The organism is Alteromonas sp. B31-7 (genome assembly GCF_015767655.1).
In the GTDB taxonomy this organism is placed as follows: domain Bacteria; phylum Pseudomonadota; class Gammaproteobacteria; order Enterobacterales; family Alteromonadaceae; genus Alteromonas; species Alteromonas australica.
Map to the genome: position 1 here is coordinate 3,769,885 of NZ_CP065233.1, position 19,362 is coordinate 3,789,246.

The 19,362-nt window shown below is 45.6% G+C and carries 15 protein-coding genes; 8 read left to right on the forward strand and 7 right to left on the reverse strand.

What is annotated here, in order from left to right; translation table 11 throughout:
• Positions 1–133: 133 nt before the first annotated feature.
• The 3 genes from xerD to IUA53_RS16495 form a co-directional block, all read right to left on the reverse strand.
• Entirely contained in the window at positions 134–1,051 is a 918-nt protein-coding gene (gene xerD / locus IUA53_RS16485; protein ID WP_196897452.1) for a site-specific tyrosine recombinase XerD, read from the reverse strand.
• Positions 1,051–1,878, reverse strand: coding sequence for a co-chaperone DjlA (gene djlA, locus IUA53_RS16490; RefSeq protein ID WP_044056065.1), 828 nt, complete (start codon positions 1,876–1,878; stop codon positions 1,051–1,053). Before djlA ends, xerD begins: the two co-directional genes overlap by 1 nt.
• 94 nt (positions 1,879–1,972) lie before the next feature.
• The gene (locus IUA53_RS16495) at positions 1,973–2,137 is read right to left on the reverse strand and encodes a hypothetical protein (protein ID WP_156026724.1); all 165 of its coding nucleotides are present in this window, start codon (positions 2,135–2,137) and stop codon (positions 1,973–1,975) included.
• A gap of 190 nt (positions 2,138–2,327) precedes the next feature.
• Here IUA53_RS16495 and IUA53_RS16500 point away from each other — a divergent pair, with 190 nt between their 5' ends.
• From IUA53_RS16500 to IUA53_RS16530, 7 genes are all read left to right on the forward strand, one after another.
• Positions 2,328–4,562 (forward strand): LPS-assembly protein LptD, encoded by a 2,235-nt coding sequence (locus IUA53_RS16500; RefSeq protein ID WP_044056064.1) that lies wholly within the window; start codon positions 2,328–2,330, stop codon positions 4,560–4,562.
• A 54-nt stretch (positions 4,563–4,616) separates the two neighbouring features.
• On the forward strand, positions 4,617–5,909 hold the full coding sequence (surA, locus tag IUA53_RS16505) for a peptidylprolyl isomerase SurA (protein WP_269746482.1): 1,293 nt from the start codon (positions 4,617–4,619) through the stop codon (positions 5,907–5,909).
• Between the two features lie 7 nt (positions 5,910–5,916).
• Positions 5,917–6,903 carry a 4-hydroxythreonine-4-phosphate dehydrogenase PdxA gene (gene pdxA, locus IUA53_RS16510; protein ID WP_044056062.1) on the forward strand — a complete coding sequence of 329 codons (987 nt, stop codon included), beginning with the start codon at positions 5,917–5,919 and terminating at the stop codon, positions 6,901–6,903.
• The gene (gene rsmA, locus IUA53_RS16515) at positions 6,900–7,733 is read left to right on the forward strand and encodes a 16S rRNA (adenine(1518)-N(6)/adenine(1519)-N(6))-dimethyltransferase RsmA (protein ID WP_044056061.1); all 834 of its coding nucleotides are present in this window, start codon (positions 6,900–6,902) and stop codon (positions 7,731–7,733) included. The genes pdxA and rsmA overlap by 4 nt, the downstream gene beginning before the upstream one ends.
• A 2-nt stretch (positions 7,734–7,735) precedes the next feature.
• Positions 7,736–8,110 (forward strand): Co2+/Mg2+ efflux protein ApaG, encoded by a 375-nt coding sequence (gene apaG / locus IUA53_RS16520; protein ID WP_044056060.1) that lies wholly within the window; start codon positions 7,736–7,738, stop codon positions 8,108–8,110.
• Between the two features lie 11 nt (positions 8,111–8,121).
• Positions 8,122–8,937 carry a symmetrical bis(5'-nucleosyl)-tetraphosphatase gene (locus tag IUA53_RS16525; RefSeq protein WP_044056059.1) on the forward strand — a complete coding sequence of 272 codons (816 nt, stop codon included), beginning with the start codon at positions 8,122–8,124 and terminating at the stop codon, positions 8,935–8,937.
• Positions 8,938–9,143: 206 nt separating this feature from the next.
• Positions 9,144–11,168 (forward strand): HAMP domain-containing methyl-accepting chemotaxis protein, encoded by a 2,025-nt coding sequence (locus tag IUA53_RS16530; RefSeq protein WP_196897453.1) that lies wholly within the window; start codon positions 9,144–9,146, stop codon positions 11,166–11,168.
• Positions 11,169–11,252: 84 nt separating this feature from the next.
• Here IUA53_RS16530 and lysC read toward each other — a convergent pair whose 3' ends face one another.
• From lysC to IUA53_RS16550, 4 genes are all read right to left on the reverse strand, one after another.
• A complete protein-coding gene (lysC, locus tag IUA53_RS16535) occupies positions 11,253–12,602 on the reverse strand; it encodes a lysine-sensitive aspartokinase 3 (RefSeq protein WP_196897454.1) in 1,350 nt (449 codons plus the stop codon).
• 63 nt (positions 12,603–12,665) lie between these two features.
• The gene (locus tag IUA53_RS16540; RefSeq protein ID WP_196897455.1) at positions 12,666–13,118 is read right to left on the reverse strand and encodes a DUF192 domain-containing protein; all 453 of its coding nucleotides are present in this window, start codon (positions 13,116–13,118) and stop codon (positions 12,666–12,668) included.
• A 68-nt stretch (positions 13,119–13,186) separates the two neighbouring features.
• Positions 13,187–15,799, reverse strand: a complete 2,613-nt coding sequence (acnB, locus tag IUA53_RS16545; protein ID WP_196897456.1) for a bifunctional aconitate hydratase 2/2-methylisocitrate dehydratase — start codon at positions 15,797–15,799, stop codon at positions 13,187–13,189.
• A gap of 217 nt (positions 15,800–16,016) precedes the next feature.
• Positions 16,017–16,922 carry a DNA ligase gene (locus IUA53_RS16550; RefSeq protein WP_196897457.1) on the reverse strand — a complete coding sequence of 302 codons (906 nt, stop codon included), beginning with the start codon at positions 16,920–16,922 and terminating at the stop codon, positions 16,017–16,019.
• Positions 16,923–17,163: 241 nt separating this feature from the next.
• Here IUA53_RS16550 and IUA53_RS16555 point away from each other — a divergent pair, with 241 nt between their 5' ends.
• On the forward strand, positions 17,164–19,311 hold the full coding sequence (locus tag IUA53_RS16555) for an Lcl domain-containing protein (RefSeq protein WP_196897458.1): 2,148 nt from the start codon (positions 17,164–17,166) through the stop codon (positions 19,309–19,311).
• The last annotated feature ends 51 nt before the right edge of the window (positions 19,312–19,362 follow it).

Below are 19,362 nucleotides of genomic sequence, written 5' to 3' on the forward strand. Positions count from 1 at the left end.
TATATTAGATACAGACCGATGAAGGCGAAGAATTATTTCTCTAGCCAATGACATGGTGAGCCTTACACTTACCATTTCGTCGAAGTTTGCAATGCTAACATAGGCAAAGCAAAGAGAAATAGGCCTTTGTCTTCTAGCCCCTCGGGTGATGGCTATGAATCAAGGTTTGTAAGCGTTCAGTGGCGACATGCGTATATATTTGTGTCGTCGACAAATCACTGTGCCCCAACAGCATCTGTACCACTCTTAAATCGGCGCCATGATTTAACAGGTGTGTGGCAAAAGCATGGCGTAAGGTGTGCGGCGACAAATGTTGTTCAATCCCTGCTTTTACGGCGTAATATTTCACTCTATGCCAGAAGGTTTGGCGGGTCATCTTTTGCCCTCGACGACTCAAAAAAACATAATCTGAGGCTTTCGTAGCCAGTATGGGCCGTGCGTTTTTTACATAAGTAAGTAGCCAGTCGATGGCATCTTCACCTAAAGGAACTAAGCGTTCTTTATCGCCTTTCCCTACCACTCTTACCACGCCTTGCTGTAGGCTAACCTGATCCATGGTTAAACTGATAAGTTCACTCACGCGCAAGCCGGTGGCATACAACACTTCCAGCATGCTTTTATCACGACATTCTATGGCGTCGTCTGTTTGAGGCGCTTGCAATAAATCCTCTACCTGTTGCTCGCTCAACGACGAGGGCAACGCCTTGGAAATCTTAGGGTTGGCTAAGGTAGAAACCGGGTTATCTATACGCACCTGCTGCGCAATTAAGTACACAAAAAAAGCACGCATGGCGCTCATTGCACGCTGTGTGCTGCGGGTTGATAAGCCCTTGTCATGACGATGCGCCAAATATTCTTGCAGCAACCCGGTATCCAAAACACTGATGTCTTTTAACCCTTGGTTATTACAAAAAATGGCGAGCTTAGTGAGATCGGTTCGATAGCTTTGTTGGGTATGCTCAGATAGCCCTTTTTCCAGCCACAGCATTTCAATAAAGCTATCAATGTGTGCTTGGCTGGCAGCAGGCACATAGGTAAGCTCACGTTTCATTAAAAGCCACGCTTCTGTTTTACCAGTTCATAAGCTGATTGAATATCTTGCGCTTTCTTTTTCGCAATTTCCATGGCTTGCTCTGGCAGCCCTTTTGATACGAGTTTATCTGGATGGTGTTCAGCCATACGCTTGCGGTAAGCCCGCTTTATCGTTTTCTCGTCGTCAGAGGAAGATACCCCTAAAATGCGATACGCATCATCGAGTGACTGGGTTTCGGTGTACGGGCTGTGTTGCGAAGAACGTTGCTGACCGCCTCTTTGCCTAAACCGAATTTCCGCTTCAAACATAGAAATCAAGTAATCTAAATCCCGTCGTCTAAAGCCAAGTGGCTTGGCCACTTTTTCTAATACCACATACTCTTCCTGAGATAGCTTGCCATCGGCAAACGCAGCTTGAATAAGAATTTCTAGGAATACTTGTAGAATGTCGCGGCGGCCATGACACGCTTCGTATAACCCTTTTAGGGTATCAACCAGTGGAAAATCCCGAGCTTTCCCTTCTCTGAAGGCGTTTTGCGCTTCTTGCCTTGCGTCGCCAGACAAGTTCATGTCGTCCATAAGCGCCGTGGCTATTTGAATTTCTCGGTTGGTCACTTGCCCATCTGACTTTGCTAGATGACCCAGTGCGGAAAACAGACTATGAAAGAAAACGGCTTGTTGTTTGAGGCTATTCTGGTCGCTAAAGAAACGCCCAAAGCCACCTAATTGATTAAAGTCTTGGCTATACGCTTTATCAAAAAAGTGCCCGACAATCACCCCAAGAATGGCACCAGGTATCTTCAAAAACATTAAGCCAAATAGAAAGCCTAAAACTTTTCCCCACACCGTAAACTCTCCTCGTACTCTTTTCGCTTTCTGCTGTCAATTGGCTTGTGATTGTCAAAACACTATCGCTATTACCACTGCGCAAGGGTTCCAATCATTGTTTTGGGTCACTATAGCAGACCATCATTGCAATAGAAGTAGGTACAAGAATGCGTTTTTCAACCTCAGGATGCAAATGCCGTGTAGCTTGAGCAAGGGCTGTACCGTTTTTTACCGAGAAAATGGGCAAGGTTACGTAAAGATACGCTTTATTCACCATATTTTTTCCTTACAACGGTTGGTTAATCACGCATATATGCTTAGAATTGGTGCTCAGTGAGTATAGATAACTGCTGCGCGAGACTCAGTCGCAGTGTATTATTAATGATTTGCCGAACTAAATGCGTGCTCATAGGGTCACAGCGTTAAGTTCACGCACCTAATTTATCTAACAGGCCGTTCACCACCGCATGAAAAACACCTGCGCCATGCTTGTTTCCGCGACTTTTGTATTGCCCGTCGCGAATGCACAGGAAAACATAAATGATTCAACGCCACCATTGTCTACATGTGCGGTGGAACCTATTTCATTCAATAGCGCTGCTTTGATGCCTAAGGGGCACATCAAAGTGCAGGCGAATCGTACCGAAATTATTCAAAATAAAGTGGCGCTGTTTTCAGGCAACGTTGATATTACGTCAGACACGGCTGTCATCAGTGCATCTCAAGCACAAGTTAATGAGAACGGCAAAGACCTCATCGCTAAAGGCAATGTGCGCTACCAAGATCCTCAATTAAGTGTTGAAAGTGATGCTGTCTCTCTTCGTTCAGAAGAAGAACGTTTAGAAATGGAGAATACTAAATATCAACTCACTGGGTTTGTTGGACAAGGCGCCGCGCAAGACATCTTGTTAGATACAGACACCGGCATCGTGCTTAAAAATGTAAGCTTTACCACCTGCCCTGAAGGTGATGAAGATTGGATGATAAGAGCCAGCGAAATCAGCCTTGAGAAAGGAACCATGTGGGGCCAGGCTAAACATACTCGATTTTATGTGGCCGATGTCCCGGTATTTTATCTTCCTTATTTTGCGTTTCCTGTGAGTAATCAGCGTCAAACAGGGCTTCTTTTTCCTGAACTCACCAGCTCTAGCACCACTGGCGTTGACTACCAGCAGCCGTTTTATTGGAATATAGCGCCTAACTACGACATGACGATTACCCCAAGAGTAATGACACTTCGTGGGTTGCAATTGAATACCGAATTCCGCCATTTAGGTGAAAAAAGCGAAAGCATGGCCTATGTGGAATATTTACCCAGTGATAATGACCTAGATAGCCAGCCCGACAGGTATTTTTATCGTATTGAACACCAAGGCGAAATTAATGACAACTGGGTATTAGGGGTAGATTTTAATGGCCTAAGTGACGACAACTACATTGTAGATTTAGGTTCTGACTACTACAGCCGCGCTGACACTCACTTGTATCGTACCATTAGCTTAAACTATTACTCTAAAAACCTACTTGTAGGCATGCACGTCAAAGACTTTGAGGTCCTTGGCGATACCGCAGAGAGTTATCGCGCCTTACCTGAGCTTAAAGTCAACTACCAAACCCCATGGGGAAAATATTTAACCTTTAACCTAGATTCTGAACTGGCCTATTTTGATAGCACGTCAGAGTCTGCGCCTAAAGCGACCCGCTTTCACGTAGCACCGACTGTGGCATTGCCGCTTCGCTCCGCATGGGGCGAGTTTGTGGCTGAAACCAGTTTACTGCAAACCATTTATAAGCAAGAAAATATCCAAGACACCGACTTGTCTGAAGATGTGACTCGAACCTTAGGCCAGGCGCGCTTGTTTGGTGCCCTTTATTTTGAAAAAGATGAAGCATGGTTTAACAAAGATATGTCGATGACATTGGAACCTAAAATTCAGTATCTTTATACCTCATATGAAGATCAGACAGATATTGGCCAATACGACTCTACGCCTTTGCTTACCGATGTGGAAGGCTTGTTTCGCGGCCAAGAGTTTACCGGTTTAGACCGCATCAGTGACAACAACCAAATTACATTAGGCCTCACCACCCGTATGTTGGATAAAAACAATCGGGAACAATTCGTGTTAAGTGTGGGTCAGATATTCTACCTTGAAGATAACAAAGTCGTTGCGGCCACGAAAAACCAAGATCGTTCGGCCCTTGCAGCAGAAGTCGATTGGCGTTTAAACAAACGCTGGTATTTACACTCTGATGTGCAAGTGACCACAGATACAGACAAAGTGGATTTAAGCAGCACCGGCATTGAATATAGAAAAGATGCCGCACGCTTCATTCAACTGAGTCACAGATATGTACGTGATTTAAGTGGTGAAACCATCGACCAAGTGGGCGTTTCTGCCAGTTGGCCTATTGCAGAAAATTGGCAATGGGTGGGGCGTTCGTACCGAGATTTAGACGGCGATAGAAGTATCGAAACCTACACTGGGCTGCAATATGAGTCTTGCTGTTGGGCGGTACGCGTTGTGGCGTACAGAAACCTAAATAACCGCTACGATTCAACAGGAGAACAGTCTATTGATGATTTCGATTCTGGTGTCTCAATGCAATTTATCTTCAAAGGTATAGGCACCTCTGGTACGCAAAGAAGCATGTTAGAAGACGGCTTGTTTGGCTATCGTCAGCCATATAGTTTAAATTAACCCGATATTACGCTTGTTTAATGCAAGCGTGCAGTATTAACCAATAAGAAAAGAGTGAGTATGAAGTTCATAATCCGGGCCTTGTTATTAGGCGCAGTACTATCTTTTAATAGTATAGCGCAAGAAGTTATGCTTGACCGTGTAGCGGTTATTGTCGATCAGGGCGTTGTGCTTGAAAGCGAAGTTCAGGCACTCATCAGTGATGTTAAACGCAATGCACAAGCCAACAATCAGTCATTACCGTCTGACCGTGCACTTCGTACCCAAGCCATCGAACGGTTAATCATTAAAAGCCTTCAGCTTCAAATGGCAGAACGTATGGGTATTCAGATTAGTGACCCGCAACTTGAGCAAACGATTTCAAATATTGCGGCAAATCAGAATGTCACGCTAGAAACGCTGAGACGACAGCTTGAAATAGAAGGCATCGCTTACGAAGATTATCGCGAAGATATTCGCGAAGAAGTCATTATGGGTGAAGTTCGTCGCGCTAACGTTCGCCGTCGTGTTTACATAACCGAGCAAGAAATCAATACCCTACTCGAGTTAATGGAACAGCAAGGTGCAGAACAAGCAGAATATAACCTAGGTCATATTTTGATTGGATTACCTTCTGATCCTACCGATGAAGATATTGCGGCGGCAAGAGACAGAGCCGATAAAGTGATTTCCTTGTTAGAGTCTGGCTCTGATTTCAAAAAAATTGCCATCGCATCGTCATCAGGTAATGAAGCGTTAGAAGGCGGTGAAATGGGTTGGCTTAATATCAACGCCATGCCAACGCTTTTTGCCGAAGCCATTCAAGGCAAAGAAAAAGACGCACTAGTAGGCCCTATTCGTAGTGGTGCAGGCTTCCATATCCTCAAGGTTATTGATACCCGAGGCATCGAAAAAGTTACCGTTGAAGAAGTTAATTCTCGCCATATACTCATAAAGCCCTCTATAATCTTAAGCGAAGACAAAGCGAAAGAAATGTTGGCTACATTCAGAACTCAACTTGAAAGCGGGGAGGCAGATTTTGCCGAACTAGCGAAAGAATATTCTGAAGATCCAGGGTCGGCGTTACGAGGAGGCGAGTTGGGATGGACTGATCCAAACAACTATGTCCCTGCTTTTAAAGAAGCCCTCGCACAATTATCGCCAGGTGAATATAGCGATCCCGTTCGCTCAGTTCATGGTTGGCACTTAATTCAACTCATCGATAGACGCACAGACGACGCAACCGAACGTAGAAAAGAAGACAAAGCGTATCAGCTTATCTTCAATAGAAAGTTTTCAGAAGAAACGGAAAACTGGCTACGAGAAATGCGCGATGCGGCTTATATCGAAGTATTAGAAACGAAATAGAGCATTAATGACAGCACCGTTAAAAATAGCCGTTACGCCAGGAGAGCCAGCGGGCATAGGCCCAGATCTTATCATCAAGCTGGCTCAAGAGCCTTGGCAAGCACAGTTAGTTGTATTCGCCGATGGTGAAGTACTTCACGCCCGAGCAGAGGCGTTAGGTTTACCTTTAACCCTGCTTCCTTATGACGCTAATAACACGGATATTCAACCGGCAGGTTCGCTTTACCTTAAGCAAATCGATAAAGCCGTTGATGTGGTGGCAGGCGAGCTTAATAGTGACAATGGGCTGTATGTTGTAGAAACCTTACGTCAGGCCTGCCAAGCGAATATAGACGGCGATTTTGCCGCGGTGGTAACCGGCCCGGTTCATAAGGGTATTATTAATAAGGCGGGCGTGTCATTTAGCGGCCATACCGAGTTTTTTGCCTATCAGTCTAATACCATTGATGTGGTAATGCTGCTGGCAACCGAAGGTTTAAATGTTGCCCTTGCTACCACACATATTCCTCTTGAATATGTGTCTAGGGCTATCACTAAAGAACGCTTGCACAAAGTTATTCATATTATCAATACCGATTTAAAGCTTAAGTTTGGTATTCAAACGCCACACATTTATGTTTGTGGCTTAAATCCTCATGCTGGTGAAGACGGCCATATAGGTACAGAAGAAATTCATACCATCATCCCGGCCCTTGATGAGCTTCGTGAAGAAGGCTTAAAAATTACCGGTCCACTCCCGGCAGATACTATTTTTCAGCCTAAATACCTCGACGATGCCGACGTTGTGTTAGCTATGTATCACGATCAAGGCTTACCCGTGCTAAAATACAAGGGTTTCGGCGCCTCAGTGAATATTACGCTGGGCTTACCTTTTATTCGAACCTCAGTAGACCACGGTACTGCCCTCGACCTCGCGGGCTCAGGTAACGTAGATCCTGGGAGTTTTAGAAAAGCATTGGAAAAAGCCATTGAGCTTGCACATCATCAACAATGAGTAAAACACATTTAGGCCATACGGCCAGAAAACGCTTTGGGCAAAACTTTTTGCACGACGATTATGTTATCGGCAAAATCGTTGCAGCAATTAACCCTCAAAATGAGCAGAACCTTGTAGAAATTGGCCCTGGCTTGGGGGCGTTAACCGACCCTGTTTGTGAGGAAGTAGATGCACTGACTGTGGTTGAGCTAGATAGAGATTTAGCTAAGCGATTGCGTCACCATCCTTTTAATGGCGATAAACTGACGGTTATTGAACAAGATGCCATGACCTTCGACTTTACGTCGCTATTAAAATCCATGCCCTATGAAGGCAAGAAGCTTCGGGTATTTGGTAACTTACCTTACAATATATCTACCCCGCTTATGTTTCATCTTTTCGACCACGCTGATAGCATTGCAGATATGCACTTCATGCTTCAAAAAGAAGTGGTTAACAGGCTAGCGGCAGGGCCGGGTACGAAAAACTACGGTAGATTGTCGGTGATGACGCAGTACTACTGTCATGTGATCCCCGTTTTAAACGTACCACCTGGCGCGTTTAAGCCGCCCCCAAAAGTAGACTCTGCGGTGGTTAAACTTGTGCCGCATGCCACTCCTCCGGTGGAAGTTAACTCGCTGAATACCTTGGAACGAGTTTGTGCCCAAGCGTTTAATCAACGCCGCAAAACGATTCGTAATTCATTGAAAGATTGTTTAACTGAAGCGCAAATATCTGAACTAGGTATCGATCCTACCTGTCGCGCCGAAGTACTTTCATTGAAAGATTTCGCCACCCTCGCCAATGCGGTAACCGCATTGGAACAGAGCGACAATCAACAAGGTTGAAAATGATTGCTGATAACATTGAGGTACGGGTGAAAACCCGTCACCTCCCTGAACATCTACCATCAGACTCTACGCAATTCGCGTTTGCCTATCACATTACCATTATTAACAATAGTAATGAGACGGTACAACTTATTAGCCGTTATTGGCGTATAACAGATGCAAACGGAAAATCTAGCGAAGTACAAGGTGCAGGCGTTATAGGGAAGCAGCCTATTATAGAACCAGGTGAAAGCTTTGATTATACCAGCGGCGCGGTAATAGATACGCCAGTTGGAAATATGCAGGGCTACTATGAAATGGAACAAAGCAATGGCGGCCGCTTTCGTGTTCCCATCGACGTCTTCAGGCTGGCTGTACAAAACATTCTTCATTAATTGAGCAGGCTATGTCAGTAGAAAGAAACTTTATCATTGGCGATATTCAAGGCTGCTATGAGGGGTTGCAACGCCTTCTCGATAAAGTCAGCTTTAACCCTGAACAAGACACCCTTCACGGCGTAGGTGATTTAGTGGCTCGAGGTGAAGACTCTTTATCTACCTTGCGGTTTTTACGTTCACTTGGCCCACGTTTTCACAGTGTATTGGGTAATCATGATCTTCATCTGCTGGCAGTAGCCAACGGCATTAAAAAGCCCAAAAAAGACGATAAGCTCGCCCCTCTTCTGGCCGCCCCAGACTTACCAGAATTACTCGATTGGCTACGCCAGTTCCCTCTTGCTACACAAGTGGGTAAGCAGCATACCCTTGTGCATGCGGGGCTTTATCCTGCTTGGTCGACAGAAAAGCTATTGATGTTAAGCGAAGAGGTGAGTCAGCACTTACAATCTGCTTGCTATGCAGACTTACTTGAAATTATGTATGGAAATACGCCGAGAGTGTGGGAAGACACGCTGTCAGGTACAAAGCGATTACGCTTTATCATAAATGCCTGTACGCGTATGAGGTACTTAAATAAAACGATGCATTTGGAGTTTGAAACAAAAACCCACCCCTCTCAATCTCCAGCATCCCTTGCGCCTTGGTTTACTTTTCCCAACCCCTTTATTCGCGCAGATGAAACCTTGGTATTTGGCCATTGGGCAGCCCTAGCCGGAGACACTAACCATCCACAGTTTGTTGGTTTAGATACGGGGTATGTCTGGGGCAATTCACTCACGATGCTACACATTGAGACAAACCAATTAATATCCGTTGACGCGTAAACTTACTGGTATTACCACTAAAAACGTCTAGGCTCGTATTATCTACTTCAGCAATTAAGCGCGGCTGCCGATACCTTATACATTCGGCAAAAATACCTTTTTTATCCTTAAGTATAAAACAAAACAGGTTTAAGAGTGTATTTCGTGTCTATTGCGGGGTAATATCGTCCCGTATAAAAATAAAAAGCATCAGTCCAGGAGTTCCGATGAAGATTACAGTAGCCACTCGCGTAATCGGGGGATTTGTTGCAATCAGCTTGTTACTGATTGTTATTAGTGTAGTGTCACTATACAACCTCAATTCGATTGGGTCAGCAACCGAAGAAGTTAATGACGTTGCCTTACCCACCGTTGCCGGCAGTAATGCCCTGAAAGCCAGCTTTCTCAATATGGGAAGACTCACCTTTGAGTCGTATATTGAAGAAAATTTAAGTGGCCTGGAAGAAAAGCGCAGCGCGTTTGATAGAAGCCAAAACGACTTTGAGCAAGAGTACAAAAAACTTGCCTCAGCAGTAGCGGACGAGCCCGAATTAAGAAAAACCCTAAATAGTGTTAGGGATGCTTACGATGCCTATGTAAAAAATGTCGAAAACATGTACGTGAATCATCGCAAGTATATGGATTTGAGTAACGAGATTGACGACCGTCTAGGTGATGCAGAAGATAACGCCGATGATGCCTCTACCTACTTGCTCGATTTTTCAGACCTTGATGCGGTGCAATCAAACGCAAATTTACAACGGGCAGCCTCAATTGGTGGCCAGTTAGAAACGTCTTTGCTTTCCCTTTTAACGGTATCGTATGAATACGTTAAAACAGAGACCCTAGTTCGCTCGCAAACGTTGGGTAACGAAGTAAGCTTAGTGGTAGACAAAGTGGCAACCCTGCTAAGCGACATGGTACAAACCGCCGGCGGCCGCGACGACTCAGGTACCCTAGACGAAATCAATGAATTGGTTAACGATGCTTTAAACGCCATTACCGCAAGTGATGGTGTTGTGCAGCTTCACGTGAACCGTTTAGAGCGCCGCAACCAAGCCGAACAAGCGCTGAATGCGTCAGATAAGAATATCTCTGATGGTGTCGTTGCATTAGGTAAATTGTTAACCCTTGCGGACAGTAAAGCGTCGGACATTGAAGATCAGGTTAATTCAGCCATCACAACCGGCAATACCTTTGTTATTGTTGTGGTACTGCTTTCTATTGCGGTGGCCGCAGGTATTGGCTATGTCACCGTTCGCGCGATTACCCGTCCACTTTATCGCGTAAACGAATTACTAACGGTAGCGGCATCAGGCGACTTAACCCATCGCCTTGACGACTCGGCTCAAGACGAATTTGGTTTGCTAGCGCGCAACTGTAATAACCTAATCGACAGCCTGAAATCACTCATATCTGCGATTAACGTACGTGCAGAACAGCTTGCAGCCGCTTCAGAACAAACGTCTGCGGTGACCGCACAAACCACCCACTCCATCCAAGATCAGAAATCTCAAATTGGACAAGTGGCCACAGCAACCACTGAAATGCACTCAACATCGCAGCTGGTGGTACAAAACGCTGAGGATACCCTAAGTCAAATTCGTCACGCTGATGCCGAAGCAGAAAATGTGCGTCAAATATCGTTGGAAAATAAAAACACCATCGAGATTTTGGCTAAAGACGTACAAGACGCCGCTGACGTTATTAATAAGTTACATCAAGACAGTGCAAGCATTGGTGGCATTCTTGATGTTATTCGCGGCGTTGCCGACCAAACCAACCTGTTAGCCCTTAATGCTGCCATTGAGGCTGCACGCGCTGGCGAACAAGGCCGAGGCTTCGCGGTAGTTGCCGATGAAGTGAGAACACTTGCCAGCCGTACGCAGGAGTCGACACAAGAAATCAACGCCATGATTGAAGTGCTGCAAGCCGGCGCTGAGCGCGCGGTATCAGTGATGAACCAAGGTAAAGATCAGACCGTGGCCTGTGTAGCGCAAACTGAAAAAGCCACGCAAGCCCTCGACATCATTTCTGAAGCCGTGCATAAGGCTCACGATGTTAGCTCTCAAATTGAGCAATCAGCGAGAGAGCAAAATACGGTATCGCAAGAAATCAGTGAAAAACTGGAAACCATTGTGGGCATCGCAGAAGAAACCACCGCAGGTGCACAGCAAACCTCTGAGTCGAGCCATGAAGTGGCCCGCCTAGCAGAGGAACTACAACAGTCTATTCGACAATTTAAAGTATAGTCTGTCCTTCTGCCAGTCAGAAATAAAAAACGGCCGAATTTTCATTCGGCCGTTTTTTTATGCCTGGTGTAGGGCATTTCAGCCTTATTCAAACAAGGCTTTGTGCAGCTTTCTGACAATATCGTCACTGTCAGTTTCGTTCACCAAGAACGATAAATTGTGCGGGTTTGCGCCGAAACAAATCATGCGTAAATTAAAGTCTGACACCGCAGCCAGAATTTTACTGGATACGCCAATAGCGGTCTGCATATTGTTGCCTACTACGGTAACAAGATCGTAGCCTTTCTCAACTTTCACGTCACAGATGGTTTCAAGCTCAGCGATGGTTTCTTTATTTAAACGCTGCGCCACTGAGTTTGCTGGGTTATCTAAGGTAAAAGACACCGAGATTTCAGACGTTGTGACCAAGTCTACGCTTAGCTTGTGCTTAGCAATAATAGAAAAAACTTGCTGAAGGAAGCCCTGAGCGTACATCATCTTAGGGGTTTTCACCGTCACCATTACCTGCTCTTTACGGCGTGTAATCGCACGATAGGGTGGCTCATGCTCACAATCACGTACAATCCACGTTCCGCCTTTTTCTGGCTCTTTACTTGATCCTACGAAGACTTTGATATCTTTGCGTAATGCCGGTTCCATGGTGGCAGGATGCAGTACCTTAGCCCCAAAGGTGGCCATTTCGGCAGCTTCTTCAAAGCTAAGCTCCGGTAAAGGATGAGCCGCCTCTGTGATACGCGGGTCGGTTGTGTATACCCCAGTGACATCGGTCCAAATTTCACAAGACTCTGCGTCCAATGCTTCGGCAAGTAATGCCGCTGTAAAATCAGAACCACCACGACCTAATGTCGTGGTGCGGCCTTCCACATCAGCCCCTACGAAACCTTGCGTCACGACAATAGCCGAAGCGATTTCAGGTGCTAAAAGCTGTTGGGCCAACTTCGCAATTTCTTCAAGTTGAGGGGCGGCTTCACCAAACTCACTGTCGGTACGGAGAACTTTGCGTACATCAAAGTTCATGGTGTTCACACCCTGCTCTGCCAATACACTTGAGAACATCAGTGACGACATACGTTCACCCATAGACAACAGCTGATCTTTAAGATCATTTCTGTGCAGTATTTCCTCGTGAAACGCTAATGCGCGCACTTCCTCAAGTAAATCCGTTAATTTAGGGGCTACTGCCTCTTTGTCTTCAAGCTTATCTAAGATAGCCAGCTCGATATCGGTTATTGCTTGGCATGTCTCTTCAATTTTCTGCTGTGTCATGGGAGTGTGCGCGAGACTGACGAGGTGATTGGTCACCCCAGCTGATGCACTCACCACCACGATGCGTGTTTTTTCATTACCGGCAACAATTCGCGCGCAGTTTTGCATAACTTCATAATTGGCAACACTGGTCCCGCCGAACTTGGCTATCGATAAGGCATTTGTCACTTTGTTTAACTCCGAATGTACTCCAGCCTTTTTTGGCTGAACTGCGCTGATTAAATGCGCAGTTTAACGATGAATATTTATTTGGTCTCCAACACGGATATTATGTTTGGCAAACCACCCTTGGTTCATTTCCAGTGCAAACAGTACCTTTTTAGATGACCCCACAGACGCTAAGCTGTGTGGTGTTAAAGGTTTTATATCTGAGATCACACCGTTTCTGTCGATAAACGCTACATCTAAGGGGATATAAGTATTCTTCATCCACATACCGGCAAGTTTGGCGGTATTGAACTTGAAAAACATGCCGCAATCTTTACATAATTCTTTGCGAAACATAAGCCCTCGAGCACGCTGTTCGAAGGTTTTTGCGTATTCTACGTTGTATTTTTTACCACCCAATTCAATAACAATGTTATCAAACTGAACTTGTTCCAATTGTTGTACCGAATCGTCCTGCGCGTGAACGCAGCCTAGTGATACCATAAGCATGGTGGCTACAAAGAAAAATTTTCCCATTAGATAGTCCTTCAACCATAAAAAAAGCCGGCTACCTACGTAACCGGCTTGGTAGTTTATACACTATTTTAAGCAACATTCAATGTTGGAATAATTCGCGCTTTCGCTTCCTCTTCAGCCTTCTTAAAACTTGGCATTTTATCGAAGTTTAAGTAACGGAACACCTCACCGGACATTGCATTGATTTTACTGGCATATTCCATGTATTCCTCGGCGGTAGGGATTCGCCCTACAATGGCTCCCACAGCCGCAAGCTCTGCAGAGGTCAGGTACACATTTGCGCCGTCACCTAAACGGTTCGGGAAGTTACGGGTAGACGTTGAAAGTACGGTAGCACCTGCGTCTACGCGGGCTTGGTTACCCATGCACAAAGAACATCCAGGCATTTCCGTACGCACACCGACCCGGCCGTAAATATTGTAATACCCTTCTTCCATCAACTGGGCTTTATCCATTTTCGTCGGTGGTGACATCCACAAACGAGTAGGCAAAGTTTTGTTGAACTGCTCAAGCAATTTACCGGCAGCGCGGAAGTGACCAATATTTGTCATGCATGAACCAATGAACACTTCATCCACTTTGTCGCCCGCTACCTCAGACAAGGTTTTCGCGTCGTCGGGATCATTCGGGCAGCATACAATAGGCTCATTAATGTCATTAAGGTCAATTTCGATAACCTCTGCATATTCTGCGTCGGCATCGGCGCGCATTAACTCAGGGTTAGCCAACCACTCTTCCATTTTCTGTGCACGGCGCTCTAGTGTACGCGGGTCACCATAGCCTTCATTAATCATCCAACGAAGCATAGTGATGTTTGAGCGTAAGTACTCGGCAATCGATTCTTCTGAAAGATTAATGGTACAACCTGCCGCAGAGCGCTCTGCCGAGGCGTCAGATAGTTCAAATGCTTGCTCAACCGTTAAGTTTTCAAGGCCCTCTATTTCTAAAATACGACCAGAGAAGGCGTTAATTTTGCCTTTTTTCTCAACGGTTAATAAGCCTTGTTTAATACCATACAGCGGAATAGCGTGAACCAAGTCGCGCAAAGTAATGCCGGGTTGCATTTCCCCTTTAAAGCGCACAAGAATAGACTCGGGCATATCAAGGGGCATAACGCCCGTTGCCGCAGCAAATGCCACTAGCCCTGATCCTGCTGGGAACGAAATCCCGAGTGGGAAACGGGTATGGGAGTCACCACCGGTGCCTACCGTGTCAGGCAGTAACATGCGGTTTAACCAGCTGTGAATAATGCCGTCGCCGGGGCGAAGTGACACGCCGCCGCGATTCATAATAAAATCCGGTAACGTGTGCTGGGTTTCAATATCCACAGGCTTGGGGTAAGCCGCCGTGTGACAGAATGACTGCATGGTTAAATCGGCAGTAAAACCAAGACAAGCTAAGTCTTTAAGTTCATCGCGGGTCATGGGACCTGTGGTATCTTGTGAGCCCACGGTGGTCATTTTAGGCTCACAATATGTGCCTGGGCGGATACCTTCAACACCGCACGCTTTGCCCACCATTTTCTGTGCTAAAGAGAAACCTGCTCCGCTGTCTTTAGGCTGCTCTGGCTTGCGGAATAAATCTGTGGGCCCTAAGCCTAAGGTTTCGCGGGCCTTTTCAGTCAGGCCACGACCTATAATCAGGTTAATACGCCCACCCGCGCGAACCTCATCTAAAATGACCTTCGACTTGTAGCTGTATTCTGCTAGCAGTTCACCGGTTTCATGGTTGGTAATTTTACCTTCAAAGGGGTAGATATCTATCACATCCCCCATATTCATTTTTTCCACATCGGCTTCGAAAACCAGTGCTCCAGCATCTTCCATGGTGTTAAAGAAGATAGGCGCTACTTTGGAGCCTATGCACACACCGCCACCGCGCTTATTCGGCACGCCTGGCAAGTCTTCGCCAAAGAACCATAACACTGAGTTTGTTGCCGATTTACGTGATGAACCCGTACCAACCACATCTCCCACGAAGGCGACAGGGTAGCCTTTGCTTTTCACTTCTTCAATTTGTGACATTGGGCCTTTAACGCCGGGTTCTTCTGGCTCTAATCCTTCACGAGGCATTTTGTAAGCCGCAAGTGCGTGAAGAGGAATGTCAGGACGTGACCATGCATCAGGCGCGGGGGATAGGTCATCAGTGTTGGTTTCCCCTGTCACTTTGAACACGGTGTAAGTGATTTTGTCGTCCATCAGTTTGCGCGACGTAAACCACTCCCCTTCAGCCCATGATTTAATAATGTCGGTAGCATACTCATTCCCTGCTTTATGCTTTTCTTCCACATCATGGTAGGCGTCGAACATGAGCAACGTATGTTTAAGCTCTTTCGCCGCTAGCGGTGCAAGGGTATCTTCATCGAGTAGTTCAACCAGTGTGGCTATGTTGTAACCGCCGTGCATATTACCGAGTAACTCCACGGCCTTTTCTCTTGAAATAAGATCACAGCTGTCTTCGCCTTTAGCGATGGCGCTTAAAAAGCCCGCTTTTACATAGGCGGCTTCATCTACACCGGGTGGTACTCGTTCAGATAATAATTCGAGTAAGAATTCGCCTTCACCCTGTGGAGGATTTTTCAAAAGCTCTACTAGGCTAGCAACCTGTTCTGCATTGAGAGGTTTTGGGGGAATGCCTTGTTCCGCACGCTCTTCAACGTGTTTGCGATAGTCTTTTAACACAGTCTCTTCCTCTAAGTTAGCTTGCGCAATGGGAGTAAACGGTCTTATACGCACTGGCGCAAGGTGTGATTAATAAATCGCCTACAGTATAATGCTAAAGGCGTAGAAATTAAATTTCGCATTGGAATTATCCACTTATATTCGCCATTCAGATGGGAAATTATGATAGCTTTTTACAATTAAAATAAACCCACAATAAATAGAAAAGCTATCAATATTAGTGTGCAGGTAATTCAGTTAACGTCGGGTCTGCGCGTTTCGTTATATCTCTGGATGAACGCACATGCAAAAAGCTAGCAAACCTAGGCTTACCATTTTTAGTCACACCATAATATTTATAGGTAACTATGCTACCTATTGCCGGCGGTGACCGACGTTGCGCCATAGAAAACCCCGAGCCTAATTTAAATGTAATACCGTCTGGGGTCATCACGCTAAGCGCCCCCATCAGCCCGCTTATTTCCCCTTTACCTTCTATATAACTAAGCACTCGGGCTTCGCTGTCTTGATACCGCTTTACCTTGAGTAAATGGGATGCTCGACCTTGGACATATTTTGCTTTTCGATGGTGTAGCATTAATCCCTCGCCACCTTTTTGAGTTACCTCGTCTAACGCAAGCTCTAGCGCTGCTATGGTTGTTAAGGTGTATTGAGGAATCATACCAAACCACGCTTGGTTAACCTCCTTTACCAGTGCTTTCATATGCGTTACTCGTTGTTCGAACGGACGGGTTTTGTCAGGTATATCAAACAACTTAAACACTACCTCATGCCAGCGTTCATCTGGAGTTTGTGACAATACGATAGAAGACACGTCCTCAAACCTAGCTCTGCCTACCCATAACTCTCCATCAAGGGGGATAGCGGGCCATTGGCGGGTAAACCATGCTGGACTATAGATGAGGTGGCCGCCGCGAGTGAGCAACTGATTACCTGTCCAGCGAGCGCGTATACCGTCTAATTTTTCGCTAACGAAATACGCTTTTATCGTGTTATCGGTAAGTTGATGGTTGTACGTCTCAGCGAGTTGCAGCGCTTCGCTTGACCCGCTCCCTTGATACGCCAATCCACTTAGAGGATATATAAGCACAAGCAACAGTAAAAAAGGGGATATACCCAGCATGATTATTCTTCCAAGGTTAAAGTGTGCAGTGTACGTAGATGGGCGGAATAAAATACTGTGCTAAATGTTGGTTTTTCTCGCTTTTCACTTACATGCTTTGTCACTATCACCGCGGCGGATACGTGAAATTTGCGCGTTCCAAGGAAAGACCATAAAAGGCTTGGATGTTAGTGTCTCATCTATCGTTAACTCGCACTGGTTAGCTCAATTTACAAGTGAACAATAAGAATGAGAGAGTAGCATGAAAAATAGCGCCCCCTATTGTAATTGGATACAACGTTTGCTGCCCAAGATGATAGTGACAACGTCAGCGTTAACACTATTTGCCTGTGGCGGTGGCTCTGATTCTAATACATCAATACCCACAACCCCTGAAGAAAGCCCCCCCCCTGCTTCCACATTTTTAATCAGCACGACGGTTGGCGCGGGCGGCTCGATCTCACCTACCTCAGCCAGCGTAACAGAAGGCGAAACCGTAACATTTACGCTTGCAATGGAAGAAGGCTATGAAATTGAAAGTATAAGCGGTTGTAACGGTAGTTTAACGAACCTCACTTACACCATAGGGGAAGCATCAACCGATTGCGAAATATCAGTGACTTTCCTATTAACACCTCCTGACGAAGAGACCGAAGAAGAAGGAGAAGACAGCGGTGAGACTAACCTCGAAGACAACCTAGGTGAACAGAAAACGCTAGTTGCCCTTATCGGGTTTAAAAACCAAGAAAATAAAATCACGCGGCAGCAAGCCCATGACCTGATTCAAAATAATCCTAATTCCCTCAATACCTTTATAAAAGAAAACTCAAATAATAAAGCCTGGTTGGAAAGTGATGTATTAGATTGGGTAGAACTTGATAAAGAAGCAGATGAATACTTTTCTGCAGATAACTATGACAACGAAAAATATCACGATGATGCCATTGCAGCCATTAGCAACCTTGCTGACCTGGCGTCATACGACCGTCTCATTCTAATGGGCTCGCGCTCAGAAAGAGGAAACCCAGGCTGCTATGCTTACCAAACGAAGCGATATGTCGGGCCTGACAACCACTACTTTGGTTATTTCGCCGTAATGGGTGGGGGCGGCTTGGATGACGACGTGGTTGGATGCTTAACACCAGGTCGCATCGCCCATGAATATGGCCACACGTTCGGTTTTGGTCATATCTTTGAAACCGATTGTGCCATAGGCGATTTGCCGCAAAGTCTAATAGACCGTCATTTTGATAATAGTTGTCAGAATAAGGGGTATTGGGAAACCTATGACACCATGAGCTTTGACGTTAATTACCCTCTCTACTCTACCATTTGGCGAAGTGAAGCTGGTTGGCTAGAAGACGATCAAGTTACCGTTGTGTCCGAATCTGGGCTGTATACGCTAACCCAAGCTTCGCTGTCATCTTCCGGTACAAAGCTACTAAAAATCCCTATCGGCCAAGGTTTAGAAGGAAAGCAATTATACTACTACGTCGAATACCGTAAAAAGCTGGGTGGATTTGATGAAGAGGAATTCATCGCAAAAAGCCAAGAATACGAAGTATTAGTGCGTCATACTGACTTTAACGGTGGCATAGAAAACAAAGACAAAATTACTTACGGTTATGAAACAGCCGAAGGCATAAGAGAAGCCATCACGCCCTTAGATGTAGGGCAAGACTTTGTTGATACTTACCGCAACCTATCTTTTCGTGTTGAAAGGCTTTATGAGGATCAAGAAATGTCAGTCGCTGACATTCGTGTATCTTTGCCTGCGCTAACCATATTGCCATCTTACGTTTATCGATTTAGCGCTAACGACGACCAAGAGCAAACCGTTACCTTGAAAAACACCTCAGATGATAGTTGGGTGGTATCTTCATTGACCATGAAAGGACGACATCCGAATGCCTTTGCAGTCAGTAATGAAAACTGTATTGACCAACCCATCATGCCCCAGGGTAAGTGTGAGATAAATGTGTCAAGAGTACGAGACACGGCATCTTTGGGGTTCCTTGCTATCAGCATAAATGACGGTGATATTCTGCACGCAGCAGAGCTCATGGGTGAATCTTTGTTAATAGAAACCGAGTTCGACCCCAATGCACCATTAGAGTGGCAAGACTATACTTCACAGTACGCAAAAGACATAAACTGGGAAGACGCGGTAGCCTATTGCCACGACTTATCGTTTAACAGTCACGACGATTGGCGCTTACCTTTGATTGAAGAACTCAGAGCGGCTTTTCAACAAAGCTCTACGCCCCTCTACAACATAACCACTCAACTCTGGTCTATTAGCGAGCCTGCAGGAAATCTTTACAATGCCTATTATATTGACGGTAGTGAAGCTTGGTACAATGGCGATAAATTGCAGAAATACAATGCGCTATGCGTTAGAAGTCAGTAGTGTTTTTACACCATCTTAAACTTTATCTTCTACGCCTATGAAAGCGCGGCC

Bases quoted from the DNA above. Each gene is read 5' to 3' on its own strand.
- xerD (WP_196897452.1), bottom strand. From the start codon at position 1,051: ATGAAACGTGAGCTTACCTATGTGCCTGCTGCCAGCCAAGCACACATT.
- IUA53_RS16495 (WP_156026724.1), bottom strand. From the start codon at position 2,137: ATGGTGAATAAAGCGTATCTTTACGTAACCTTGCCCATTTTCTCGGTA.
- IUA53_RS16500 (WP_044056064.1), top strand. From the start codon at position 2,328: ATGAAAAACACCTGCGCCATGCTTGTTTCCGCGACTTTTGTATTGCCC.
- pdxA (WP_044056062.1), top strand. From the start codon at position 5,917: ATGACAGCACCGTTAAAAATAGCCGTTACGCCAGGAGAGCCAGCGGGC.
- rsmA (WP_044056061.1), top strand. From the start codon at position 6,900: ATGAGTAAAACACATTTAGGCCATACGGCCAGAAAACGCTTTGGGCAA.
- apaG (WP_044056060.1), top strand. From the start codon at position 7,736: ATGATTGCTGATAACATTGAGGTACGGGTGAAAACCCGTCACCTCCCT.
- IUA53_RS16525 (WP_044056059.1), top strand. From the start codon at position 8,122: ATGTCAGTAGAAAGAAACTTTATCATTGGCGATATTCAAGGCTGCTAT.
- IUA53_RS16530 (WP_196897453.1), top strand. From the start codon at position 9,144: ATGAAGATTACAGTAGCCACTCGCGTAATCGGGGGATTTGTTGCAATC.
- IUA53_RS16540 (WP_196897455.1), bottom strand. From the start codon at position 13,118: ATGGGAAAATTTTTCTTTGTAGCCACCATGCTTATGGTATCACTAGGC.
- IUA53_RS16550 (WP_196897457.1), bottom strand. From the start codon at position 16,922: ATGCTGGGTATATCCCCTTTTTTACTGTTGCTTGTGCTTATATATCCT.
- IUA53_RS16555 (WP_196897458.1), top strand. From the start codon at position 17,164: ATGAAAAATAGCGCCCCCTATTGTAATTGGATACAACGTTTGCTGCCC.